Below are 23,154 nucleotides of genomic sequence, written 5' to 3' on the forward strand. Positions count from 1 at the left end.
TGATCATGCGTGGAAAAACGGTATGATCAAAGCGTATTTTAGGCTTGTTTTGTAAAAAAAATGATAGGGAAAGTTGGTAAAAAATGTCCATTTTGAATAATGACTTTTTAGCTTTAACGCTCGACAACCAAGAAGCTTTAGCACCGTTTGAGTTCGCTTTTCCAAGTGGTACTGGGTTTGTTGAAGATACCGGTATTTTACGTCTTGAGCCTAAGCAATCAAGTCGCATTAGTCTGGTGTTATCCGTTGGTGTTCATGGTAATGAGACTGGCCCTATTGAGCTGGTTAACCAGTTGGTGGCCGCTATTTTAGATGGCCGAATATTATTGAACATCAGGTTGTTGGTATTAATTGGTAACCCGGTAGCGGCCAACTTGGCAAAGCGCTTTTGTGACGTAAATCTTAATCGTCTTTTTAACGGTGCATGGAAGAAGTACGAAGGCTTTGAGGCACTGCGAGCTCAGCGTTTAGAGCAGGCAGTTAGCGATTTTTATGCTGAGTCTAGTTATAAAGCAGAGTCTGTGAAGCTGCATTATGATCTGCATACTGCGATTCGTGGCTCAATGCATGAAAAGTTTGTTGTTTATCCTTATGTTGAAAACTCGGTATACAACAAAGAGCAGCTCGCTTTCTTGGCGGCCTGCGGTATTAACGCGGTGCTGCTGTCACATCAACCGACGACAACCTTTTCCTACTATAGTTATCTAGTTCATAGGGCTCATGCTTTTACCGTAGAGCTTGGAAAGGTGTATCCATTTGGTGAAAATGATTTATCGCGCTTCGCGGATCTTAAGACCAGCTTAATATTATTATTAGAAAAGGGCGCTTTTGCGGAGTCTTCCTTGGCTTATTTGCAGGTGTTCCGTGTGGTGGATAGTTTGGTGAAAGACGATGACAGCTATGAACTGTCCATCGACAATGAGGTTAAGAACTTTACTCAGTTCGAACAAGGTTATCCTTTAGCTCATTCGAAGAAAAGTGATTACTACATAAAGCAAACAGGTGATGCGATTGTGTTTCCTAATACGAATTTGCCTGTTGGGCAGCGCGCTGGTTTGATGGTGCGACCAATTGCGTTGGATGATTTGCAGCTTACTTAAGCTAAGTTCACGACTTGTAAAAAGAGATTTAAGCCAAACCGCTTGAATCTCTTTTTTTTATATCGTATTGTTACGTTATAACGTTAACTAATTGGTAGTAAATTAATGAATAAACTTCTTCTTGCCTTAGGTGTGTCTGCGCTATCTCCCTTAGCATTAGCTAAACCTGTTATTACCACCAGTATTAAGCCTGTTTCTATGGTAGTAGCTGCAATCGCTGGTGATAAAGCGGATATTCAGCAGATCGTATCTAGTACGGCATCGCCGCATGACTTTGCCATGCGTCCTTCGGATCTTAAGAAAATACTGGAAGCCGATACTGTCGTTTGGGTTGGCGAATCGCTAGAGCGTTTTTTAGAAAAGCCATTAGAAAATGCTGGTAAAGAGGAGTCATCAATAGAGTGGTTGGCTTTACAAGGAATGGCTCTGCATAATTTTGCTGATGATCATGGCGGTCATGATGATCATGATGATGACCACCACGAGCATGAAGGCCACGGCCATGATGATCATGATGACCACCACGAGCATGAAGGCCACGGCCATGATGATCATGATGACCACCACGAGCATGAAGGCCACGGCCATGATGATCACGATGACCACCACGAGCATGAAGGTCACGGCCATGATGATCACCACGAGCATGAGGGCCACGAAGGGCATCACCATGATGGTGTTGATCCACATGTTTGGTTGTCGCCAGATAATGTACGCGTGTTGGCAAAAGCAGTGACCGCTCGTCTAGTTTCTTTAGACGCGGCGAATGCTGAGTATTACAAAGGCAATTTGGCGTCCTTTGAAAAAGGCCTTAGTGCGAAAGACGCAGAAATACGCAAAGCGCTGAATAAAGTGAATACAGTCCCTTACATTGTGTTCCATGATGGCTATAGCTATTTTGAGCAACATTACGGCTTGAGTCATGCCGGTGAAATTACCGTCAGTCCAGAACGTAAGCCAGGCGCGAAAAAAGTTGCTGAAATTCGTCGTGAAATTGAAGAGCATAATATTCAGTGTGTCTTCAGTGAGCCACAGTTTAGCCCAGCTATTGTTAAAACATTGCTGGAGGGCTCAGACGTGAAAACGGCTCCTTTAGATCCATTGGGGGAAAATGTGAAAATGGGCCAAAATGCTTATTTCTCATTTCTGGATAGTTTAAGTGGTCAATTTCTTAACTGCTTAGGGTAATTCCTCTCTGTTTATCAAAGAGTAAGTGTTGAATGCTTGCTCTTTGATAGTCCTCCCGCTTCCTCCTCTGTATAATGATTTCACTTTACGATTATTACATTTAGCAGCGAGGCTTTATGAGCGATCTATTTAATTTGAGTGGCGATTCGAGTACCCATTCCGATACCCTTATTGAAAGTGCTCGACGTACTTTATCGATACAAGCTCAAGCCTTAGCCAATCTCGCCAATCAGGTGAGCGAAGAATTTCCCAAAGCCGTTCGAATGATTCTTGCCAGCAAAGGGCGTACGATTATTTGTGGTATGGGCAAGTCTGGTTTAATAGGTAAAAAAATTGCTGCTACTTTGGCATCAACAGGTACGCCGAGCTTCTTCCTTCATCCGGGCGAAGCGTTCCATGGCGATTTAGGTATGATCCAGCCTGAAGATGTTTTGGTCTTGATTAGTTTTTCTGGTGAAACAGAAGAGCTGATGCGCTTACTGCCTTCTTTAAAAAGCTTTGGTAACCCAAGTATTGCGATGGTTGGGAATACTCATTCTACTCTAGCGAAACATTGTGATTGTGTGCTTGATCTTTCCATCGACAAAGAAACTTGCCCAAACAATTTAGCGCCTACAACATCGACAACTATGACAACGGCCATGGGTGATGCGTTGGCAGTCGCTTTAATGGAATGTCGTAATTTTCAGCCGCAAGATTTTGCTCGCTTTCATCCTGGTGGCAGCTTAGGTCGTAAATTGTTAACTCGTGTTAAAGACCTAATGCACAAAGATAACCTTCCTGTTTGTTCGCCTGAGACGACATTAAAAGACGCTATAACGGTGATGACTTATGGCAGAATGGGCGTTGTATTGATTCAACAAGAAGGTAAGTTGTTGGGCATTTTTACCGATGGTGACTTACGCCGCGCTATGCTGAAAGAAAGCGAAGGTATGATACATAAGCCCATGGCCAGTTTGATGACACCGAATCCAAAAACCATTAATGAGAATGTCATGATAGTACAAGCAGAAGAGCAAATGCTACGAGATAAAATCACCTTATTAGTGGTGACCAATGACGACAATGCTTTGGTTGGCGTATTAGAAATTTACGATAGATAAGCAATATTGACTAAGCACTTTGCCATTTTGCAATAGGCTTAACCCGAATTTAGATTGGAGCGAGAGATGTCTCAGGAAAGTAAGATTATTAAAATTGGCAATAAGATTGAAGTAGCTAACCACCTTCCTTTTGTTTTATTCAGTGGTGTGAACGTATTGGAGTCTCGCGACTTGGCGATGCGTGTTGCTGAAGAGCATGTAAAAGTAACGGAAGCGCTGGGGATCCCTTATGTATTTAAAGGCTCTTTTGATAAAGCAAACCGCTCATCTATTAACTCTTTCCGTGGCCCGGGCATGGAAGAAGGGCTGAAAATTCTGCAAGAAATAAAAGACACTTTTGGCGTGCCTGTCATTACTGATGTCCATGAAGGTTATCAATGTGCGCCAGTTGCTGAAGTGGCTGATGTCATTCAATTGCCAGCGTTCCTTTCTCGTCAAACAGACTTAGTTGTGGCAATGGCGAAAACAGGTGCTGTGATTAATATCAAGAAAGCACAGTTTCTAGCACCCCACGAAATGAAGCATATCCTGACAAAATGCCAAGAAGCTGGAAATGATCAACTTATGCTTTGTGAGCGTGGCACCATGATGGGCTACAACAATTTGGTTGTTGATATGCTTGGCTTTGGTGAAATGAAAAAGTTTGGTTTCCCTGTTATGTTTGACGTAACCCATTCTTTACAGCGTCCAGGTGGTCGCGAAGATTCTGCCGATGGCCGCCGTGCACAGGTAACAGAATTGGCTCGTGCCGGTATGTCACTTGGTTTGTCTAGCTTGTTTTTAGAAACTCACCCTGACCCAGATAATGCTAAATGTGATGGTCCATGTGCTTTGCCTTTAGGTAAGCTTGCGCCATTCCTAAAGCAGATGAAGCAGCTTGATGAGTTGGTGAAAACGTTTGAAGAATTAGATACGAGCGCATAAAAATGGACGCGGCTTTTCTTTCTTCTTATCCAGCGTTAGATAGTGACCAAACTTTGTTGGCCAAGCTGCAAGCTCTGAAATTAGTCGTGTTTGACGTGGATGGCGTACTAACTGATGGCCGTTTACTTTATACAGAGCAAGGCGAAACCATAAAACGCTTCAATGTAAAAGATGGTGTGGCCATGAAGCTGTTGCCAAAGTGGGGCGTTCAAGTTGCGGTTATTACAGCAAAAGATTCTGCGCCATTAAGGCAAAGGATGAAAGACCTAAAAGTTGAACATTTTTATCCTGGTTGTCATAACAAAGCCGAAGCCTTTGCAGAGTTGATTGAGCGTTTGGATATTACGCCAGAAGAGGCCGCTTACGTTGGGGATGATGTAATCGATCTTCAAGTTATGCCCAAAGTTGGGGTGCCTTTGTGCCCAGCAGATGCTCATGAGTTACTGCAACGTCATTGTCCCATTATACTTAGTAAAGCTGCCGGTGACGGTGTGGCTAGAGAAGTCGCGGATATGGTGCTGGCATCTCGTATGTCACTGGAACAAGCTTATGAATTGGCTCAAAAGCCGGAGTTTGAAAAATAATGACTACTCAAATCTTACCTGATTTTCACATCGTCATTCCCGCTCGCTATGCTTCTCAACGTTTTCCACAGAAGCTAATGGCCGATTTGGGTGGTAAGCCAGTATTACGCTGGGTTTATGAGCTGGCTTTGAAAGCTGGCGCAAAGTCTGTGACGATTGCCACAGACCATAAAATTATTGAAGAAGCTGCGATTGCTTTTGGTGCGCCTGTCGTTATGACGCGTGATGACCATGAAAATGGCACTGAGCGTCTTGCAGAAGTGGCGGCCAAAATGGCTTGGCTAGGTGATGAGATTGTCGTCAATGTGCAAGGTGATGAGCCTTTTTTACCTGTTAGCTTGATCCATTCCAGTGTGATCGCATTAAACCAAGACAAAGAAGCTGAAATGGCTACGGTGGCTTGTGCTATTGATAAAGCAGAAGATTTCTTTAACCCAAATGTGGTGAAAGTAGTTTGCGATGAAAAGCAGCGTGCGCTCTACTTTAGTCGCTCACCCATGCCGTGGGATAGAGATGGTTTTGCCAGTAATTTAGAACGAACAGGATCGTTGCCTGCTGATTTTCCAGCGCTTCGTCATATCGGTTTGTATGTGTATCGTGCGAGTTTATTGGCAAGATACGCGGATTTACCTATGTCGCCTTTAGAGCGTTGGGAAAAACTGGAACAGCTACGCTTCTTGCATCAAGGTATTAAGGTGCAAGTGGCTATGGCAGATGGTTTACCGACTCATGGGGTCGATACGCCAGAAGATTTAGAGAAGCTTCGACATCAGCTATCTTTAAATTGTATGTAGCTTTTTAGTTCAAAGAAAAGGTCGAATAGGCCAGAAAGCGGCAAATCAATACAAGGTTTGCCGTTTTTTTTTATTTCATGTGTTTTACCGTGTTTTTTTGCCTTATTTAGGGTAGGAAAAATGTAAGAAATGCGTATACAATTAGCTTAAAGGTAATTATTTATTGCTATTTGCTTACGTTTTCTTTCGCGAAGGGATAAACCATGAAAAAACTCATACTTGTATCAAGCAGCTTATTAAGCACCGCAGTATTCGCTGCGATGCCTGTTAATCAGCCGGTGGGCTCTAGTTTTACCTTGAGTAATGCGCCGAACCAACGTGCATTGGCTACTGCCCTTGCGAACCCCGCTGCACCATTTCTAATGGTTAACCAAGAAGACGAAGACAATTTCCGCTTTGGTATTGTTGGTCCTCTTAGTGTGGGGATCGAAATGGGTGATGTGAGTGACCTAGGCGATCAAATTGAAGAGATAGAAGATCTTGTTGATAATGCTAATGCTGGTAATGCAGTAGCTAATCGAAATCGTGCAAATGATATTTTGGACGAAATTGGTAATACCGCGTATGTAAAAACATCCCTAGGTTTGCAAGTCCCTTTTATGCCGGTTATTTACAGAACCGACAACAATGCTGCGTTCATTTTGGATGCAAGTGTGTCTGCAGTTGCTAAAGGCAGTTTATTGGCCGATGATGTAAATGTAAATGGCACCAATGACGGGCTAGTTACTGATACTTCATTCTATGCGCAAACTGCCGTTGACCTTCAGATTGGGCTTGGCTACAGCCAGTCTATGTGGGAAAACTCCCATGGTATGTTAGTGGGTGGTGTTAAGGCTAATCTTCATAATCTTTCTATGGGTCGTGCCTTGGTGAAATTGGATGATGAAGACGTTGAAGCAGGCGATGCAATTTCGGATTCTATTTCAGATGATGCGGTTAGCAGCACTGGTGTTGGTATCGATCTAGGTGCGGTTTGGGTGTCTAATTACTACCAAGTTGGTGTGACTGTTGCGAATATTAATGAGCCTGAATTTGATGGTGCTCCTATTACAACGAATGCTGCTTCAGATAAGTACGGTATTACCGCGTCAGATAAATACGTGATGGAAATGCAAACCACAATCGATGCGGCTGTTTCTACTAAAGGTAAGCAAGTTACTTTAGGGATGTCTTACGACACTAATGCTGTAAAAGACGCTGTGGGTGATGAATATCAATGGGCTGCCGCTTCTTTGTCTTACTATGGTGACTCACACTTCCTTCCAGGTCTTCGCGTTGGCTACCGTCAGAATATGGCCGGTACTGAGCTAAGCTATGCGACTTTTGGTCTAACCTTCCTTAAGCGTCTAAATATTGATCTTGCGGTTGGTTTGGACACAGTTAAAGATGAAGACGGTGATGAAATGCCTCGTAGTGCTTTCTTCTCTATCGGTTATGATACTGCGTTCTAAAACTGTAAAGATTTAACAAATAAAGCCGATAACCTTTGTAAGGTTATCGGCTTTTTTGTTTGAAGTGCAGATAGATACAATATTTTCCCTAAATGGATAATGGATTGATGCGGTATTTAGTTTTATTTTTGATTGTTATTAGTGCGAACGTCGCGGCATCCGTGCCTGTGTATGTGCCTATTGGTTCCAATACTTCTCTAGGGGGTTACGCAAATAGACAATCATTAGAGACATCTTTATCAAACCCAGCAGCCTCCTATTTGATGACACCAATTAATGACTTTCGCGTCGGCTTTTTGGGACCTTTAGATTTTGGGTTAGAGATTGGTGATATAAAAGGGATAGAGGATAAGGTTGGCGATCTGGGCGATAAACTGGAAGCAGACTACAGTAGCGAGGCTGAAATTAATGCTGCTCTAGCTGAAGTAAACGCCTCTCTTGCGTTGTTAGAAGGGGATGCTTATCTAAAGGTCTATGGTTCCTTACAAGCCCCATTTGCTCCAATTATTTACAAGACTCATAATCGAGGCGCTTTCTCTATTGATGCGAGTGCTTCTTTCGTCGCTCGCTTAGGGTTATTAGCGGACGATATTTCGGTTGTTAATACAGGCAGTGATTTTAATTTTGAATCTAACTCTTCTGTCATTATAAAGCGGGCAACTGACTATCGTTTTGGCGTTGGTTACAGTCAATTGGTGGGCAGGCCAGTCAGCGGTGCGCTTATTGTTGGGGGTAAAGTAAACCTTCATCGAATGGCGCTGGGGCAAAAAATATCAGTGCTATCTGATGGTGACAGTGATGACAGCTTGTCGATGAGCTACATATTTGACCGCGATTATGTTGATTCTGGGATAGGAATTGATCTTGGTGCGATCTGGGCTGCGCCGAATTATCAACTAGGTGCGACGGTAGCTAACATTAATGAGCCTGAGTTTAAGTTTAAAAAACTGGGTAATTGTACAGGGTTATCGGGCTCTGAATTGAACGCTTGTAATGTCGCTATTGACCTAGCAAATAAAGATAAGCTGACATTAAATGAAACATATAAAAAGAAGGCGCAGTTGACCGTTGATGCAGCGATCATGAGCGTAAATCAAAATTGGTCCTTAGCAGGGTCATTTGATGTGAATTCAATTGCGGGGCCTTTGGGTGATAAGTATCAATGGAGTACCGTCTCAATCTCCCATTTTAGCGATAATATCTTCTTTCCTGGTATTCGTGTTGGTTACAGAAAGAACCATGCTGGTAGCCAATTAAGCTATCTAACAGGTGGTCTGACCTTAAGTAGACGCTTCAACTTAGATTTAGCTTATGGCTTGGAAAGTGCCGATAGCACCCCAAGAAGTATTAGCTTTTCGTTAGGGTATGCGTTCGCATTTTAGGTTTTTCTTACTTATACATTGATAATACGGCTTGGTGTTATTATCGCCTGCAAAGGCACATCCCAACCTTCAACAGGCAGGTTTTTTACTTCTTGGCAGTCATGGGCCAAGCCAATTAGCAGTGGTTTTTCGTTGGCTTTTTTGTCAGCAAATGTTCTGTCATAGAAGCCACCTCCCATACCAAGACGTCCACCCTGTGAATCAAACCCCACCAAGGGCAGCAAAACCACATCCAGTTCATCGCCAGACAGATATTCGGTAGTGACGGGCTCTTTTATGCCAAACACATTTTCTTGCCAAACCGTGTTAGGAGTATAGCGTGCAAAGGTTAGTTGTTTCCCTTGAATAACAGGAAGATAAGTCTGGATTCCTTGCTGCCAATAGTAGTCGCATAAAAGGTGTGGTGAAATTTCGCCATCATTTGTAAGGTACAAGGCGATGCGCTTAGCGTTCTCTACTTCTGGGAGATTAAGATGATTCTTAAGACAAAAAACGAGTTGAGTTGCAGCTGCTAGCTGTTCCTCTGCCGATAGGCTTCTTCTAGTTTGGCGTAATTGTCGACGTAGTGTTTGTCTAGGGTCTAGATGAGAGGTCATAAAAGAGTTTCCCAAGTTGCCGTTTCGGCTATTGGCCTTGAACCCAGTGGTTCAAGGTGGAGAGAGCTGTGATTCTTTAGGCTTTCCGACGCACGGACATGCACACCAAACCAGCAGGCTCTTTCCGGGGTATTACTCATAGGCTCAAGGGCGTTAAGCCGCTTCGAACAACCCAGGAAACGAAGTGCAGTATAGAGTATGTTGATAGAGAAATCACTCAATCGGCCCATTCGTTTTCTGTGCTCTATGAAGAAAATTCGTGTTCTACGCTTGCAATCAAAAAAGTAGATCAAGAAATAAACCACGGATGTTTATTCGTTAACCAACTTTGTTTCATGCGCTAATGCTGCATCAAGCTGCGATGTCAGTTCTCGCAACTGTTGCTCGTTAGAGCGTGCGTATTTTCTGTTATTTAGCATATCGTGAGTAATATTCAATGCAGCAAGTACAGCGATTTTTTCAAGACCGATGATTTTCCCACTGGCTTTGATCTCACGCATTTGATTGTTCAAATATTCAGCCGCTTCTTTTAAATCGGCTTCATGCCCTTTAGGGCAATTTATCTTATAATTTTGTCCCAGTATGGCGACTGACACAGTTGGCTTATCCATATTGACTCCATTTGATAGCAAGGCCCACAAAAAATGGTCTGTTTTTCCATCATTGGGTAGCGAATGGCATTTTATGCTGCGACTAAATTCGTTACAATTCCGAATTACATTTATCCACACTGTTTATAGCAAATTGACGCCAATATGGAAATAAACCCGATACTTTCTAAGATAAAAGACCTTTCTGCCCGTTCTGTAACCCTACGGGGGTATCTTTGACTACGAGTCAAAGAAAGAACGCTTAGAGGAAGTTAACCGTGAACTGGAAGATCCCGCTATTTGGAATGATCCAGAGTACGCCCAAAAACTTGGCAAAGAACGCTCTGCGCTTGAAGCTGTAGTTGAAACCCTAGACAGCATGGAATCCGGTCTGAACGATTCTAAAGAGCTGCTAGATATCGCTGTAGAAGAAAACGACGAAGATTCTGTAGAAGCGGTTGAGCTCGAGCTGCAAGAGCTAGAAGCCCTACTAGGGAAACTAGAATTCCGTCGCATGTTCTCCAAGGAAATGGATGAAAACAGCGCCTTCTTAGACATTCAGTCAGGCTCTGGTGGTACAGAGGCTCAAGATTGGGCCAACATCCTGTTACGTATGTATTTGCGCTGGGGTGAAGATAAAGGTTTTAAAGTTGAGCTAATGGAAGTTTCCGCAGGCGATGTTGCTGGGATTAAATCTGCAACAATTCGATTTGAAGGGGAATACGCTTTTGGCTGGCTACGTACCGAAACAGGCGTACATCGCTTGGTGCGCAAGTCACCGTTTGACTCAGGTAATCGTCGTCATACGTCATTTGCGTCCGTCTTCGTATCACCTGAGATTGATGACAACGTTGATATTGAAATTAATCCAGCGGATCTACGCACGGATACTTACCGTTCGTCTGGTGCGGGTGGTCAGCACGTAAACACCACCGATTCAGCGGTACGTATTACCCATGTTCCTTCTGGTATAGTAGTGCAATGTCAAAACCAGCGTTCTCAACATGCTAACCGTGATTTCGCGATGAAGCAGTTGCGTGCAAAATTGTATGAGTTGGAAATGATGAAACGTTCTGAAGCGGCGCAAGCTTTGGAAGATAGCAAATCTGATATTGGGTGGGGCAGTCAAATTCGTTCTTACGTTTTGGATGCATCACGTATTAAAGATTTACGTACTGGCGTGGAAAGCTCGAATACTGGTGCGGTACTGGATGGCAACTTGGACCAGTTTATTGTTGCAAGCTTAAAGCAAGGCCTATAAAGCGGCGTTTCTTATTTAGAACATTTAAAAAGAGTAGATAGCAAAATCATGGCTAACGAAAAAAACATAGAATCCACAGCACAATCAGACGACAACCGTTTAGTAGCGGAACGTCGTGGTAAATTGGCGGCGATCCGCGCTGAGCGCAATGCTTACCCGAACACGTTTCGTCCAAATGCATACGCAGCCGACCTTCAGGCCGAATTCGGCGAATTTGAAAAAGCCGAGCTAGAAGAGAAAGACCATAAAGTCAGTATTGCTGGTCGCATTGTTCGTAATCGCGGCGCTTTCATGTTGCTACAAGACATGACTGGACAAATCCAAGCTTATGTAAATCGTAAAGCCTTGAGCCCAGAGTTATTGGCTGATCAAAAAACGTGGGACTTGGGCGATATCATTGGTATTTCTGGCCCTGTGCACAAATCTGGCAAAGGCGACTTGTACATTGATATGCAAGAAGCGCAATTGCTCACCAAATCGTTGCGTCCTTTGCCAGACAAGCATCATGGTTTGTCTGACATGGAAATGCGTTACCGTCAGCGTTATGTTGATTTGATTGTAAACGAAGAGTCCCGCGAGACGTTCCAAATGCGTTCAAAAATCATCTCTACGATTCGTCGCTTCCTAGAAGATCGTCGTTTCATGGAAGTTGAAACGCCAATGCTACAAACCATTCCTGGTGGTGCGACGGCTCGTCCGTTCGTAACGCATCATAATGCCATGGACATGAGTATGTACTTGCGTATCGCACCAGAGCTTTACTTAAAGCGTTTGGTCGTCGGTGGTTTTGAGCGTGTATTTGAGATTAACCGCAACTTCCGTAATGAAGGTACATCGACTCGTCACAATCCAGAATTCACTATGATCGAATTCTACCAAGCCTACGCGGACTACAAAGATCTAATGGATCTTACAGAAGACATGTTGCGCACTGTCGCGGAAAAAGTCTTGGGTACGACCAAAGTGACCTATCAAGGTTCTGAATACGACTTTGGTGCGCCTTTTGTACGTATGACCATGCTTGAGTCTATTTTGCACTACAACCCAGAGTTAACGGCTGCGGATCTAGAAACGGTTGAGAAGGCAACAGAGGTTGCGAAGAAACTAAAAATCGATGTGAAACCGATTTGGGGTCTTGGCAAACTTTGGACAGAAATCTTCGAAGAAACCGCAGAACACAAATTGGATCAACCGACATTCATTACTGAATACCCAGCGGAAGTGTCTCCACTTGCGCGTCGTAATGATGATAATGATTTCATTACAGACCGTTTTGAATTCTTCGTTGGTGGTCGTGAAATTGCTAACGGTTTCTCGGAGCTTAATGATCCAGAAGACCAAGCCGAGCGCTTCATGCGTCAGGTTGCTGAAAAAGACGCAGGTGATGACGAAGCCATGCATTACGATGCAGACTACATCAATGCGTTAGAATATGGCCTACCTCCAACCGCTGGTGAAGGTATTGGTATCGACCGTTTGGTGATGTTGTTCACCAATGCGCCTTCGATCCGTGACGTATTATTGTTCCCACATATGAAGCCTCAGGACTGATCCTAGGCCGGATAGTCACTGATAAAAAATTCTAATGTATTTATAAGGCCTCAATTGAGGCCTTATTTTGTTTCTATTAAAGGGGCCAGATCCCATTAATTTTAACAAAATTTGCCTTATCTAATATCTACTTTTAAAGGGCTCTGACCCCTTTATAAAAAGTAATGGAGAGTTATATGAGTCGTTTTTGGACAGATAAAATTGCTTCTCTTGACCCTTATGTGCCAGGCGAACAACCGCAAGACAAAAAGTACATCAAGCTAAATACTAACGAAAGTCCCTATTCGCCATCACCTAAGGCGTTAGAGGCTATGGCCCTTGAAGTCAGTGAGCGTTTACGTCTTTATCCAGATCCAAACTGCGTGACGCTGAAAAACGCTTTAGCAAATAGTTATCAGTTGGACGCTAATCAAGTGTTTGTTGGTAATGGCTCGGATGAAGTCTTGGCTTTGGCTTTTATGGGGTATTTTGCTGGCGGTAAACCATTGGCATTCGCGGACATCACTTATAGCTTTTATAAGGTCTATGCTGGCTTATACAGCATCGAACCAAAACTGATCCCATTAAGTGATGATTTCGACATTGTTCCCGCGGATTACCAAAACTTGGATGTATCAGGCGTTGTTGTTACCAATCCAAACGCACCAACGGGTAAGGCTTTGCCTTTGACGGATATTGAGACGATTCTAAAAGCAAACCCAGATGTGGTCGTGTTGGTTGATGAGGCCTATGTGGATTTTGGTGCGCAAAGTGCGGCGTCTTTGATCAACCAATACCCAAACCTTTTGGTTGTACAGACTTTGTCTAAATCCCGTGCCTTAGCAGGTATTCGTGTGGGTTACGCATTGGGTCACCCAGATTTGATTGAAGGTTTGGAGCGTTTGAAGAACTCTTTCAACTCCTATCCAATCGATCGCATTGCTTTAGCAGGTGCGACAGCAGCGGTGGAAGATGAAGCGTATTTAAAAGAGATTTGTGATAAAACCATCGCCACTCGAGAGCAGTCCGTCAAAGACCTTGAAGCGTTAGGGTTCCACATCATTCCATCAGCAACAAACTTTGTTTTCGCAACACACCCAGAAAAAAATGCCGAACAAATTTACTTGGCTCTAAAAGAGCGGGGCATCCTTGTGCGCTTCTTTGGTAGCAACAAACCTCGCATCGGTAACTACCTTCGCATCACTATTGGTACTGACGAAGAAATGGCGGCGCTTACGGCTGCTTTGAAAACCTTGTAACTGCCTATTTATAGCCTTTATTAAAAGATATATCTTAAAAACCGCTCGTAAATGAGCGGTTTTTTTATTGGTTTTAGGTGAGGATTACTTTGATATAAAGTGAAACGCTGCGAGTGTAATTAAATCAAACGCAGCCAAAATGGTTTATTAAGGTTATGATTTCTTGAATTGGGTTTAACTAAAAATAGTGTAATACTGACATCTTACGAAGTGGGCACCTAATCGATGCGAGTCTTATGAATCAATCTTTATTATCGGAACAGCACACCACGGAATCCTTAGCAAATTTGCTGCTTAGAGTTGCTCAAGAAGATCGTCTTGCCTTTTCTGAGTTGTATGATGCTACTCATCGGAAACTTTTTGGCATAGTTTCTCGTATCTTAAAGAATCAGGCGGCGTCTGAAGAGGTGCTGCAAGAAGTTTATCTTAAGATATGGGAGAAGGCAGAGAGTTTTGATGCACGTGTTGCTTCCCCCATTACTTGGATGGCGACGATTGCACGTAATCGTACGATTGATGAGGTTCGAAAAAATAAGCTGCCAGACAGTGAAGCCGATGTAGATTTTGATTTAATCGCAGACGATTCTATGGCACCAGATGACATTTTTACTAAGAGCCAAGATTTATTAAAACTGGAAACGTGTTTGGATGGCCTTGAACCGCCTCGTGCACAAATGATTAAAGCAGCTTATCTAGACGGACTTTCTCGTCAAGAGCTTGCTGAACGTTTCAAACAGCCGCTAGGCACCATTAAAACTTGGCTTCATCGCAGCATTAAGCAGCTGCAAGGTTGTATGAAATTATGATTAACGACGAAGAGACATCCATTCAAACATTGGCGGCAGAGTATGTGCTTGGTACGTTGGACAAGGACGAGCGCGAGACGGTAGAAGCTCGACGTGTGAATGAGCCTATGCTTGAGCAAGCCATTGTAAACTGGCAAGCCCACTTTGCTGGTTTGAACGATTATGCGCAGGATGCAGAGCCAAGAGAAGGCTTGTTTGAAGAGATTTTGGCTAAACTCGACCAACGAACGAATAAAAATCCTGTCAGTAATAATTCACTAAATTCTGCCGCTTCCGCTGTTGTTGTCGAAATGGAAGCGATGCGGATTAAAATGAAGCGTTGGCGTTTAGGGGCATTTGGTGCATCAGCTATTGCGGCTTGTCTTGCCATCTTTATGGTCGTTAAACCGCCAATAGCGCCAGCCGTTCAGGCTAACGCGCCTTTTGTTGCAGTGTTTCAAGCAGATGATAAGCAGCCAGCTTTTATTATGTCGCTGGATATAGAAACTCGACAACTTACTGTTCGACCAGTTACCGCACAAGGACAAGAAGCAGGTAAAACCTATCAGTTATGGATTAAAGCCGATGAAATTGGCCCAGCGCCGCGCTCTTTAGGTTTATTGGCGAATGTTGCTGCACCCATTCAAAAGCAAATCAATTATGACCCTGCGGTGATTCGCCACGCGACGTTTGGTATCAGTGTGGAACCTGCGGGGGGATCTCCAACTGGCGTGCCAACAGGCCCGGCCATTCATGGCAGACTGTACCCGACGTCTTTATAATCTAGACATAATAGTTATGGAAGCCAACCTAAATAGGTTGGCTTTTTTTATGTTGTGCCTTTACTTTGAGGTTTTTGAAAAATAATTCAAAAAAACATGTAGTGACTGAAACCTTTTTAAATTGTGCTCGTAGCTATGAGTGTAAAAGGAAAATACTACTCAATAAGACACAATGTAGAGGTATATTATGAAAAATACATTTTCACGTATTGCGCTTGGTTTAGGTGTTTTGACAATGACTGGTGCTGCGTTAGCGGGTGGAATGAACGGCAAGCTTTCGGTAAAAGGCAGCGATCAAGATGTATCTGGTGGCACCGTAAGTGCGGATGTCGTTACCGCGGATAGTAATGGTTGGTTAGTTGTTCATCGCACAGATAAGGCAATGAAACCAGGCCCTGTGGTGGCGTATGCACCACTTAGAAAAGGTATGAATCATGACGTATCGGCGATTTTAACAGAGCCAGTTAAATCCGGTGAAATGCTGATGCTGATGTTGCATGGCGAAGCTGGTGGCATGAAAACCGGTATTTTCGAATACACTTTAGGTGCGAAAGAAGACGGCCCAATCAAGGTGAACGGCAAGCTAGTGATGGATGTGATCACAGCCAAGTAAAATGCCAAAAATACGCAATTAAAAAGGGGCGGATAAAACTTATCTGCCCCTTTTTTTATCGGTTATTTTTGCTTTTACCTGTACACTCATTTTTTGGCTAACTGGCTAGGTTCAGAGTTAGAATCAGTCTGCGTTCGTCAGTGAATGTGGTTGGCTTTTATGAATCTTATGGGTTTGAAGTAACAAGGAGCGAGGCCGATTTCAATGGTATTCGCTTTGTGCCTATGTGTTTGGTGCGTTGATTAGATTATTAGAAGGAAAGTTCTTTTGCCTGAGTTAAAAACAATAGGTCTTTTTATTCTGACCGCACTGGCAGAAATTGTCGGCTGTTACCTGCCTTACCTTTGGCTTCGTGAAGGGAAAACGATTTGGTTATTAGTACCGGCGGCGTTAAGTTTGGCGGCATTTGCTTGGTTGCTAACGCTGCATCCGACAGCATCAGGCCGGGTCTATGCGGCTTACGGCGGTGTGTATATCTTCATGGCTGTTTTATGGTTGTGGGTGGTAGACGGTATTCGTCCAACCACTTGGGATATTATTGGGTCTAGTGTGGCGCTATTAGGAATGGCCATTATTATGTTTGCGCCACGGTCTGCATAACGACAGACCGTGGTTTGGATTTAGCCTTGGAAGCTTTTATAGCGAGTTCAGCTTCCTTTCAATGGCTTTTTTAATTCCTTCAGCATCCAGTCCTACGCGTTTTAGCATAGAAGCATGGCTAGCATGTTCTTCATATTGGTCTGGCAGGCCAAGATGAAGCATTGGAATATTGATGTTGTTAGCAAGTAGGAACTCACTTACTGCCGATCCCGCTCCGCCCATGATGGCATTCTCTTCAACGGTGACGATAAGTTTTGCCTCGCGATTGGCAAGGAGTGCTTCCTCATCGATCGGTTTAACAAAGCGCATATCGAGCAAGGTGGCGTCTAACTCATCCGCGGCTTGTAGGGCATCGTAAGTAGGACGACCGAAACCGCAAATAATAATACCTGATTGGCCTGTTCTCAATGTACGAGACTTACCAATTTCAAGGGTTTTCAATGTTCCTTCAATATCAACACCTTGACCAGTTCCACGCGGATAACGCACAGCGGCTGGGCCTTTGTATTCGTAACCAGTTTGTAGCATCTTACGGCATTCGTCTTCATCAGAAGGCGCCATAACAACCATGTTTGGAATGCAACGAAGATAACTTAAATCGTAAACACCAGCATGAGTTGGACCGTCTTCACCAACTAATCCAGCACGATCAATAGCAAACAGCACATCAAGGTTTTGCAAAGCGACATCGTGGATTAGCTGGTCATAAGCTCGTTGTAGGAATGTCGAGTATATCGCGACAACAGGTTTTATGCCGTCACAGGCCATCCCCGCTGCTAATGTCACTGCGTGTTGCTCTGCAATGGCAACATCAAAGTATCTTTCTGGAAAGCGATCGGCAAATTCAATGAGATCGGAGCCTTCTTTCATTGCCGGAGTAATGGCTACAAGCTTTTCGTCTTGTTCGGCAGCATCGCATACCCATTTCCCAAATACATTACAGTATTTTGGTAATTTGCTTTTCTCTGCGTTAGGTTTCGGGTCTGGTTCTATCTTGTTGATAGCGTGGTAGCCGATAGGATCGCCTTCAGCGGGTTCAAACCCTTTGCCTTTCTTTGTTATGACATGCAGGAACTGAGGGCCTTTTCGGTCTTTTAGGTTGGCTATCGTTGTCAGTAAATGATCCATATCGTGGCCATCAATCGGTCCGATATAGTTAAAACCAAGCTCTTCAAACATCATGCCTGGCGATACCATGCCTTTCATATGTTCTTCGGCTTTACGAGCCAGCTCTAATGCGGAAGGTAAACCAGAAAAGACTTTTCTGCCGCCTTCGCGAATATGGTCGTACGTTTTACTGGCCCAAATGCGAGCAAAATAGCTAGACAGTGCGCCGACAGGCTTAGAAATGGACATTTCGTTGTCGTTTAGAATAACCAGCATATCGGCTTTGACATCACCGGCATGATTAAGTGCTTCAAACGCCATACCTGCAGACATAGCACCATCACCAATGATGGCAACCGCTTTGCGGCCTGTTTTTAATTGACGCGCAGCAAGAGACATACCTAATGCAGCGCCAATAGAAGTACTTGAGTGACCAACACCAAAAGTGTCGAATTCACTTTCATCGCGTTTTGGAAAACCGGATATACCGTTTTCTTGGCGAATATTAAGCAAAGCGTCGCGACGCCCCGTTAGAATTTTGTGTGGGTAGGCTTGATGGCCTACATCCCAAACAATTCGATCTTCTGGTGTGTTGTATAGATAGTGAAGGGCAACGGTAAGCTCTACGACGCCAAGTCCTGCGCCAAAGTGACCGCCGGTTTGTCCGACACTGTACAGCATGAACTCTCGTAATTCGCGGACAAGAGAAGGCAATTGCTCTTTTTTAAAGGCACGCAAGTCAGCAGGTGAGTTGACTTGATCAAGTAGCGGCGTGTCAGGTCGCGCAGTAGGTATCTCTTCGAACATCGGCACAGGTTTGGTCACATTTAATTAATCTAAAAAAGCGGGTAAGTATATCAGTGGTTGCGGTCAATAATATAGTTCGCGAGCTCAACTAACGGTTTGGCTTTCTCTCCAAATGGAGAAATCGCGACAATTGCCTGCTTATGTAGGTTTTGAGCAAGTGTTTGGGCACCCTCTAATCCTAGTAGCTTTGGGTACGTTGGTTTGTTCGCATCTTCATCTGAAAACTGTGTTTTTCCAAGCGTTGCAGTATCACTGGTGATATCAATAATATCGTCTTGAACCTGAAAAGCTAAACCAATAGCGGCCGAGTAAGCATCAAGTGCGGCTAAGTCTTGCTCGCTATGACCTCCAGTACTAATCGCCCCCATGCGCACGCTGGCTCGAATTAATGCACCTGTTTTGTGTTGGTGCATTTGTTCTAGCGCTTTAACGTCAATGGTTTTTCCGACATTGGCTAAGTCGATCATTTGACCTGTCACCATGCCGTGACGCCCAGACGCGTAAACAAGCTCTTGAATCAATTGTAGCTGTATACCATTATTTTGGTGTTTTTTATTACTTAATAGTTCAAAGGCAAAGGTCTGTAAGGCATCGCCAGCTAGAATGGCGGTGGCTTCATCGTATTGAATATGGCAAGTGGGTTTGCCGCGACGCAGGTCATCATCGTCCATTGCGGGTAGATCGTCATGAATCAATGAGTAAGCATGGATAGATTCTAGCGCAGCGGCACTTGCATCCGTCAACTCTCCAGCGGTTCCAAACAAAGAGGCTGCCGCGTAGGTCAGCATTGGTCGAACTCGCTTTCCACCATTGAATAAGCTGTACATCATGGCATCTTGCAGATGTGCTGCGGGCGCGTATTGGTTCAGATTTTGCGTTAAATAATCATCAACTCGACGGCGAGCATAGTCAGAAAAATCTTCTAAGGTCACGAGTTTTATTCCGGGTCAAAAGTTTCTAGATGTTCGCCATCTTGTTTTTCAAGCAGGATTTGAACTTTTTGTTCCGCTTGGGTAAGAACAGATTGGCAATCTTGGCTAAGTTTAACGCCTTTCTCGAAAGCCTTTAATGCTTCCTCTAGAGAAAGTTGATTAGACTCAAGTTGAGTGACAAGCGTATCTAATTCGCTGAGGTTTTCTTCAAAATGACGTACAGTTGTTTTTCGAGACATGATGACTACTCTTATTTTAACCCACGTTTTGTAACAGAAAATGACTTACTGTTCGAGGGAGTGTTAATGAAAATTACAAAAATCATGTAAGAAGATGTCATTCTTAGTCTTACTTTCGTATAGAATTGCAGAAACGTAGTAGTCGTATTATAGCTTTTTTGTCAGGAGACGTGTGTGGATATCGCAACGTTAATAGGACTCATAGGGTCTTTTATAGTAATTATTTCAGCTATTTTTGTTGGTGGGTCGGCAGGGATGTTCGTCAACGTACCATCAATATTGATTGTGCTGATTGGTTCATTATTTGTTGTATTAATGCAATATCCACTAAGCCAGTTTCTAAGTGCTGGTAAAGTCGCAGCGAAAGCCTTTATGTTTAAAAGTGTTCCCTTGGATACTTTGATTGACGAAATTTACGGTCTGGCTGATGAGGCACGTAAAGGTGGCCTGCTTTCCTTAGAGGGAAGAGAGGTGAGTCATCCTTTCTTATCAAAGGGGATTCAAATGCTGGTGGATGGTCATGACAGTAACGTTGTCAAAAGTCAGTTAACCAAGGATATGAATCAGGCTTATGTGCGGCATAATGCCGGCGCTAAGGTATTTAAAGCCTTTGGCGATGTTGGTCCGGCCATGGGGATGATAGGGACGTTGGTTGGCTTGGTACAGATGTTGGCAAACATGTCTGATCCAAAGGCAATTGGCCCTGCTATGGCGGTTGCTTTGTTAACAACGCTTTATGGTGCCATGATGGCGAATATGGTGTTTTTACCTATGCAAGTAAAACTCAATGTTCGTGCCGATGAAGAGTTAATCTGTCAGAAGTTAATCTTAGACGCTTTGCTTGCCATTCAATCCGGTCAGAATCCACGTATTTTGGATGGCGCGCTGAAAGCTTACATGGCGGAAGGCAAGCGAGTAGAGCGTGAATAGTATGTCAGTTTTTAATGGAATATTTGAATGAGCGATGAAGAAGAGTCAGATTGCCCTGAATGTGTAGAGGGCTTACCTGCTTACATGGGGACCTTTGCGGATCTCATGTCCTTGTTGATGTGTTTCTTTGTGCTGTTACTTTCATTTTCTGAAATGGATGTTATTAAGTTCAAGCAAATAGCAGGTTCATTAAAATTAGCATTTGGTGTTCAGCGTGATGTTGAGGCGGACTCTATTCCTATGGGGACGTCTGTAATAGCCCAAGAATTTAGTCCTGGTCGACCTGAGCCAACCCCCATTAATGAGGTCAAGCAAAAGGTAGACACGACGCCAGAGAATACGCTTGAGGTGATTTGTAAGCCGGGCGATGCAGAGTTAAAAGAGCAAAGCGATTCAGGCTCACCCTCACCTGTGACTTTTGTTGATAAATCAAAAGCGGACTTTGATCGAGAGAAAAAAATTCAGGAAACGGAAGGTGATGCTCAAATGATCGCTTCGATCATGCGTGAAGAGATCTCTAAAGGTTTGGTGGAAATTGAAACCCAAGAACAAACCATCACAATTCGAATTAAAGACCAAGGCTCCTTTGAATCTGGTTCTGCCGAGCTGAATTACGACTTTATTCCTGTTATCGATGTGATTCGTGATGTTCTTGTTGGTATACAAGGGACCATTTCTGTAGAAGGGAACACGGATAACGTACCTATTGTCAGTGGCCGTTTCCGTTCTAATTGGCAATTGTCTTCGGCACGAGCGATTTCAGTCGCTGAAGAGTTGTTTTCAACGGGGCAGCTTGACCAAAGTAGGTTCGCTGTAACGGGTTATGCAGACACTCGCCCATTAGTGCCAAATGATACGGCTGCTAATAGAGCAACAAATCGACGAGTAGAGATTGTGATTAAGCAAAATGACACGTCACGGCCGAAAATGCGTAATACCATAGATGAAATTCCGACAGATGGTGTTCTAGAATTTGACCTTGATATGGTCGAAGAATTGAGACCAGACGAGATCTTCTAGTCACCTTAGTTTGATGTTTGTGGTTGTGATTCTATAAAGGAGCTTTGGCTCCTTTTTTTTATGGCCTGTAAAGACCTTGTTGATTTTTAATGCTGAGATTTAGACGGTTTTTTGTTATGGTTTACGCAGACAAAATTGAGGAAGCAGAGAAATGCGAGTAGCAGTTATTGGCGCATCAGGGCGCATGGGAAAAAATCTAATTACAGCCATTCATGATGCCAGCGATGTTACTTTAGGCGCTGCTATTTTGAAGCCTGGCAGTAGCTTAGTTGGTGCGGACGCTGGCGAAATAGCTGGCCTAGGAAAGTTGGGGATTGCTGCTGTTGAGTCATTAGCGGATTGTGTGAACGATTTCGATGTATTAATTGATTTCACTACACCAAGTTTAACGTTAGAAAACGCGGCGTTTTGCGCTAAGCATAAAAAAGCCATAGTGGTTGGCACAACGGGCTTAAACGATGAAGAAAAAGCGGCATTAAATGAATGTGCTCAACAATCACCTATGGTGTTCGCGCCAAATATGAGCGTTGGTTTGAATTTGACGCTTAAGTTGCTGGCAACCGCCGCACAAATTTTGGGTGATGATTATGATGTGGAAATTGTGGAAGCACACCATCGTCATAAAGTAGATTCTCCTTCAGGTACGGCTTTGCGAATGGGCGAAGTGGTCGCTGAAGCATTAGGTCGAGATTTAAAAGAGTGTGCTGTTTACGGTCGCGAAGGCCAAATTGGCGCTCGTACCCAAAAAGAAATTGGTTTTGAAACCATTCGTGCTGGCGATGTGGTTGGTGAACACAGTGTTTGGTTTGCAACGGAAGGTGAACGTATTGAGATTGTTCACAAAGCCAGTAGCCGTATGACTTTTGCCAAAGGCGCTGTTCGCGCAGCAAGCTGGTTAGAAGGCAAGTCTTCTGGTATGTATGACATGCAGGATGTTCTGAATCTAAAGTGATTATTCATTCCTAGACACAAAAATGGCCGCAAACATGCGGCCATTTTTTGTGTCTAGCATTTGGTTAGCTTAGCGCTTAACGGTTAGTGCAGGTTAGGCGTCTGGCGAGTTGATATCAAGCAGAGGTGCTGCGTCTAGAGTTTCAGCGTCCATCATCATCGCTATGCGTTGTAGAGAGGCCAGTACCTGAGTTTGCTCCCAGCCTTCTAGGGAATCAAATTCATCGATGAATTTTTCATGCAAAAGAGGCGGAGTGGTTTTCAATATTTCGATACCTAAGCTGGTTAAACGCGCATTGACGATACGTTTATCTTTTTGACCTCTAACTCTTTCAACGTATTTTCTATCTTCTAAGCGATTCAAAATAGTGGTGACCGTTGCCTGGCTCAATGACACACTGTCTGAAATTTTTCGCACAGTAACATCGCCTAGTTCTTCAATAGAACGAAGCACCATGATTTGAGGAATGGTTAAACCGCAGGCTTTTACTACACGCTTGGATTGTAGGTCAGTGGCGCGGATGATGCGTCGCAAGTGGACTAGAACATCATGTAAGTGTTGTGGAGAGTTAGACATAGCTGTAATCGATCCAAAAAATTTCCCGAATTATAAGACTTTGTTTGAG

At 43.8% G+C, this 23,154-nt stretch carries 25 protein-coding genes and 1 other RNA gene; 19 read left to right on the forward strand and 7 right to left on the reverse strand.

Annotation, left to right across the window (positions count from 1 at the left end):
* Positions 1-83 precede the first annotated feature (83 nt).
* The 8 genes from astE to traF (DFP75_RS17255) all read left to right on the forward strand — a co-directional run bounded on the left by astE (position 84) and on the right by traF (DFP75_RS17255) (position 8,526).
* The gene (gene astE / locus DFP75_RS17220) at positions 84-1,100 is read left to right on the forward strand and encodes a succinylglutamate desuccinylase (protein ID WP_110577293.1); all 1,017 of its coding nucleotides are present in this window, start codon (positions 84-86) and stop codon (positions 1,098-1,100) included.
* Positions 1,101-1,205: 105 nt separating this feature from the next.
* A complete protein-coding gene (gene znuA, locus DFP75_RS17225) occupies positions 1,206-2,288 on the forward strand; it encodes a zinc ABC transporter substrate-binding protein ZnuA (protein WP_110577294.1) in 1,083 nt (360 codons plus the stop codon).
* A gap of 116 nt (positions 2,289-2,404) precedes the next feature.
* Positions 2,405-3,391: a KpsF/GutQ family sugar-phosphate isomerase gene (locus tag DFP75_RS17230; protein ID WP_110577295.1), complete on the forward strand. Its 987-nt coding sequence runs from the start codon at positions 2,405-2,407 to the stop codon at positions 3,389-3,391.
* 66 nt (positions 3,392-3,457) lie between these two features.
* Positions 3,458-4,315, forward strand: a complete 858-nt coding sequence (kdsA, locus tag DFP75_RS17235; RefSeq protein WP_110577296.1) for a 3-deoxy-8-phosphooctulonate synthase — start codon at positions 3,458-3,460, stop codon at positions 4,313-4,315.
* A gap of 2 nt (positions 4,316-4,317) precedes the next feature.
* Positions 4,318-4,899, forward strand: coding sequence for a KdsC family phosphatase (locus DFP75_RS17240; RefSeq protein WP_110577297.1), 582 nt, complete (start codon positions 4,318-4,320; stop codon positions 4,897-4,899).
* A complete protein-coding gene (gene kdsB, locus DFP75_RS17245) occupies positions 4,899-5,693 on the forward strand; it encodes a 3-deoxy-manno-octulosonate cytidylyltransferase (RefSeq protein ID WP_110577298.1) in 795 nt (264 codons plus the stop codon). The genes DFP75_RS17240 and kdsB overlap by 1 nt, the downstream gene beginning before the upstream one ends.
* A gap of 203 nt (positions 5,694-5,896) precedes the next feature.
* Positions 5,897-7,144, forward strand: a complete 1,248-nt coding sequence (traF, locus tag DFP75_RS17250; RefSeq protein ID WP_110577299.1) for a conjugal transfer protein TraF — start codon at positions 5,897-5,899, stop codon at positions 7,142-7,144.
* A 107-nt stretch (positions 7,145-7,251) separates the two neighbouring features.
* Positions 7,252-8,526, forward strand: a complete 1,275-nt coding sequence (gene traF / locus DFP75_RS17255) for a conjugal transfer protein TraF (protein ID WP_181417046.1) — start codon at positions 7,252-7,254, stop codon at positions 8,524-8,526.
* A gap of 11 nt (positions 8,527-8,537) precedes the next feature.
* Here traF (DFP75_RS17255) and DFP75_RS17260 read toward each other — a convergent pair whose 3' ends face one another.
* From DFP75_RS17260 to DFP75_RS17270, 3 genes are all read right to left on the reverse strand, one after another.
* Positions 8,538-9,122 carry a 5-formyltetrahydrofolate cyclo-ligase gene (locus DFP75_RS17260; RefSeq protein ID WP_110577301.1) on the reverse strand — a complete coding sequence of 195 codons (585 nt, stop codon included), beginning with the start codon at positions 9,120-9,122 and terminating at the stop codon, positions 8,538-8,540.
* Positions 9,123-9,126: 4 nt separating this feature from the next.
* A non-coding RNA gene (ssrS, locus tag DFP75_RS17265) (6S RNA) lies at positions 9,127-9,304 on the reverse strand.
* Positions 9,305-9,433: 129 nt separating this feature from the next.
* Positions 9,434-9,733: a cell division protein ZapA gene (locus tag DFP75_RS17270; RefSeq protein WP_110577302.1), complete on the reverse strand. Its 300-nt coding sequence runs from the start codon at positions 9,731-9,733 to the stop codon at positions 9,434-9,436.
* Positions 9,734-9,877: 144 nt separating this feature from the next.
* On the opposite strand from DFP75_RS17270, the gene prfB reads away from it, so the two are divergent.
* From prfB to DFP75_RS17310, 8 genes are all read left to right on the forward strand, one after another.
* Positions 9,878-10,973, forward strand: a protein-coding gene (gene prfB, locus DFP75_RS17275; protein ID WP_110577303.1) for a peptide chain release factor 2 whose coding sequence is annotated in 2 segments (ribosomal slippage) — positions 9,878-9,949 and positions 9,951-10,973 — 1,095 coding nt in all. Because the reading frame shifts where the segments join, the coding sequence is not laid out codon by codon here.
* A gap of 48 nt (positions 10,974-11,021) precedes the next feature.
* Positions 11,022-12,524: a lysine--tRNA ligase gene (lysS, locus tag DFP75_RS17280; protein ID WP_110577304.1), complete on the forward strand. Its 1,503-nt coding sequence runs from the start codon at positions 11,022-11,024 to the stop codon at positions 12,522-12,524.
* 176 nt (positions 12,525-12,700) lie between these two features.
* Entirely contained in the window at positions 12,701-13,762 is a 1,062-nt protein-coding gene (hisC, locus tag DFP75_RS17285) for a histidinol-phosphate transaminase (RefSeq protein WP_110577305.1), read from the forward strand.
* 236 nt (positions 13,763-13,998) lie between these two features.
* A complete protein-coding gene (locus DFP75_RS17290; protein ID WP_110577306.1) occupies positions 13,999-14,568 on the forward strand; it encodes a sigma-70 family RNA polymerase sigma factor in 570 nt (189 codons plus the stop codon).
* A complete protein-coding gene (locus DFP75_RS17295) occupies positions 14,565-15,329 on the forward strand; it encodes an anti-sigma factor (protein ID WP_110577307.1) in 765 nt (254 codons plus the stop codon). The genes DFP75_RS17290 and DFP75_RS17295 overlap by 4 nt, the downstream gene beginning before the upstream one ends.
* Before the next feature lie 187 nt (positions 15,330-15,516).
* Positions 15,517-15,942 carry a DUF7282 domain-containing protein gene (locus tag DFP75_RS17300; RefSeq protein ID WP_110577308.1) on the forward strand — a complete coding sequence of 142 codons (426 nt, stop codon included), beginning with the start codon at positions 15,517-15,519 and terminating at the stop codon, positions 15,940-15,942.
* A 128-nt stretch (positions 15,943-16,070) separates the two neighbouring features.
* Positions 16,071-16,184, forward strand: coding sequence for a GNAT family N-acetyltransferase (locus DFP75_RS17305; RefSeq protein WP_281270083.1), 114 nt, complete (start codon positions 16,071-16,073; stop codon positions 16,182-16,184).
* A 25-nt stretch (positions 16,185-16,209) separates the two neighbouring features.
* Positions 16,210-16,542 carry a YnfA family protein gene (locus DFP75_RS17310; protein WP_110577309.1) on the forward strand — a complete coding sequence of 111 codons (333 nt, stop codon included), beginning with the start codon at positions 16,210-16,212 and terminating at the stop codon, positions 16,540-16,542.
* A gap of 36 nt (positions 16,543-16,578) precedes the next feature.
* Here the strand turns inward: DFP75_RS17310 and dxs are convergent, their stop codons facing one another.
* Genes dxs through DFP75_RS17325 form a run of 3 tightly spaced genes read right to left on the reverse strand, consistent with a single transcriptional unit; the run spans position 16,579 to position 19,627 of the window.
* On the reverse strand, positions 16,579-18,456 hold the full coding sequence (gene dxs / locus DFP75_RS17315; protein ID WP_110577340.1) for a 1-deoxy-D-xylulose-5-phosphate synthase: 1,878 nt from the start codon (positions 18,454-18,456) through the stop codon (positions 16,579-16,581).
* A 50-nt stretch (positions 18,457-18,506) separates the two neighbouring features.
* Entirely contained in the window at positions 18,507-19,388 is an 882-nt protein-coding gene (gene ispA / locus DFP75_RS17320; RefSeq protein ID WP_110577310.1) for a (2E,6E)-farnesyl diphosphate synthase, read from the reverse strand.
* A gap of 5 nt (positions 19,389-19,393) precedes the next feature.
* On the reverse strand, positions 19,394-19,627 hold the full coding sequence (locus DFP75_RS17325) for an exodeoxyribonuclease VII small subunit (protein ID WP_110577311.1): 234 nt from the start codon (positions 19,625-19,627) through the stop codon (positions 19,394-19,396).
* A 174-nt stretch (positions 19,628-19,801) separates the two neighbouring features.
* Here DFP75_RS17325 and pomA point away from each other — a divergent pair, with 174 nt between their 5' ends.
* From pomA to dapB, 3 genes are all read left to right on the forward strand, one after another.
* On the forward strand, positions 19,802-20,557 hold the full coding sequence (pomA, locus tag DFP75_RS17330) for a flagellar motor protein PomA (protein WP_110577312.1): 756 nt from the start codon (positions 19,802-19,804) through the stop codon (positions 20,555-20,557).
* 27 nt (positions 20,558-20,584) lie between these two features.
* A complete protein-coding gene (locus DFP75_RS17335) occupies positions 20,585-21,577 on the forward strand; it encodes a flagellar motor protein MotB (RefSeq protein WP_110577313.1) in 993 nt (330 codons plus the stop codon).
* Positions 21,578-21,728: 151 nt separating this feature from the next.
* The gene (gene dapB / locus DFP75_RS17340) at positions 21,729-22,529 is read left to right on the forward strand and encodes a 4-hydroxy-tetrahydrodipicolinate reductase (RefSeq protein WP_110577314.1); all 801 of its coding nucleotides are present in this window, start codon (positions 21,729-21,731) and stop codon (positions 22,527-22,529) included.
* A gap of 93 nt (positions 22,530-22,622) precedes the next feature.
* Here dapB and DFP75_RS17345 read toward each other — a convergent pair whose 3' ends face one another.
* Positions 22,623-23,105, reverse strand: a complete 483-nt coding sequence (locus tag DFP75_RS17345; protein WP_110577315.1) for a MarR family winged helix-turn-helix transcriptional regulator — start codon at positions 23,103-23,105, stop codon at positions 22,623-22,625.
* Positions 23,106-23,154 lie beyond the last annotated feature (49 nt).

It is taken from the genome of Marinomonas alcarazii, assembly GCF_003208215.1.
Classification (GTDB): Bacteria; Pseudomonadota; Gammaproteobacteria; order Pseudomonadales; family Marinomonadaceae; genus Marinomonas; species Marinomonas alcarazii.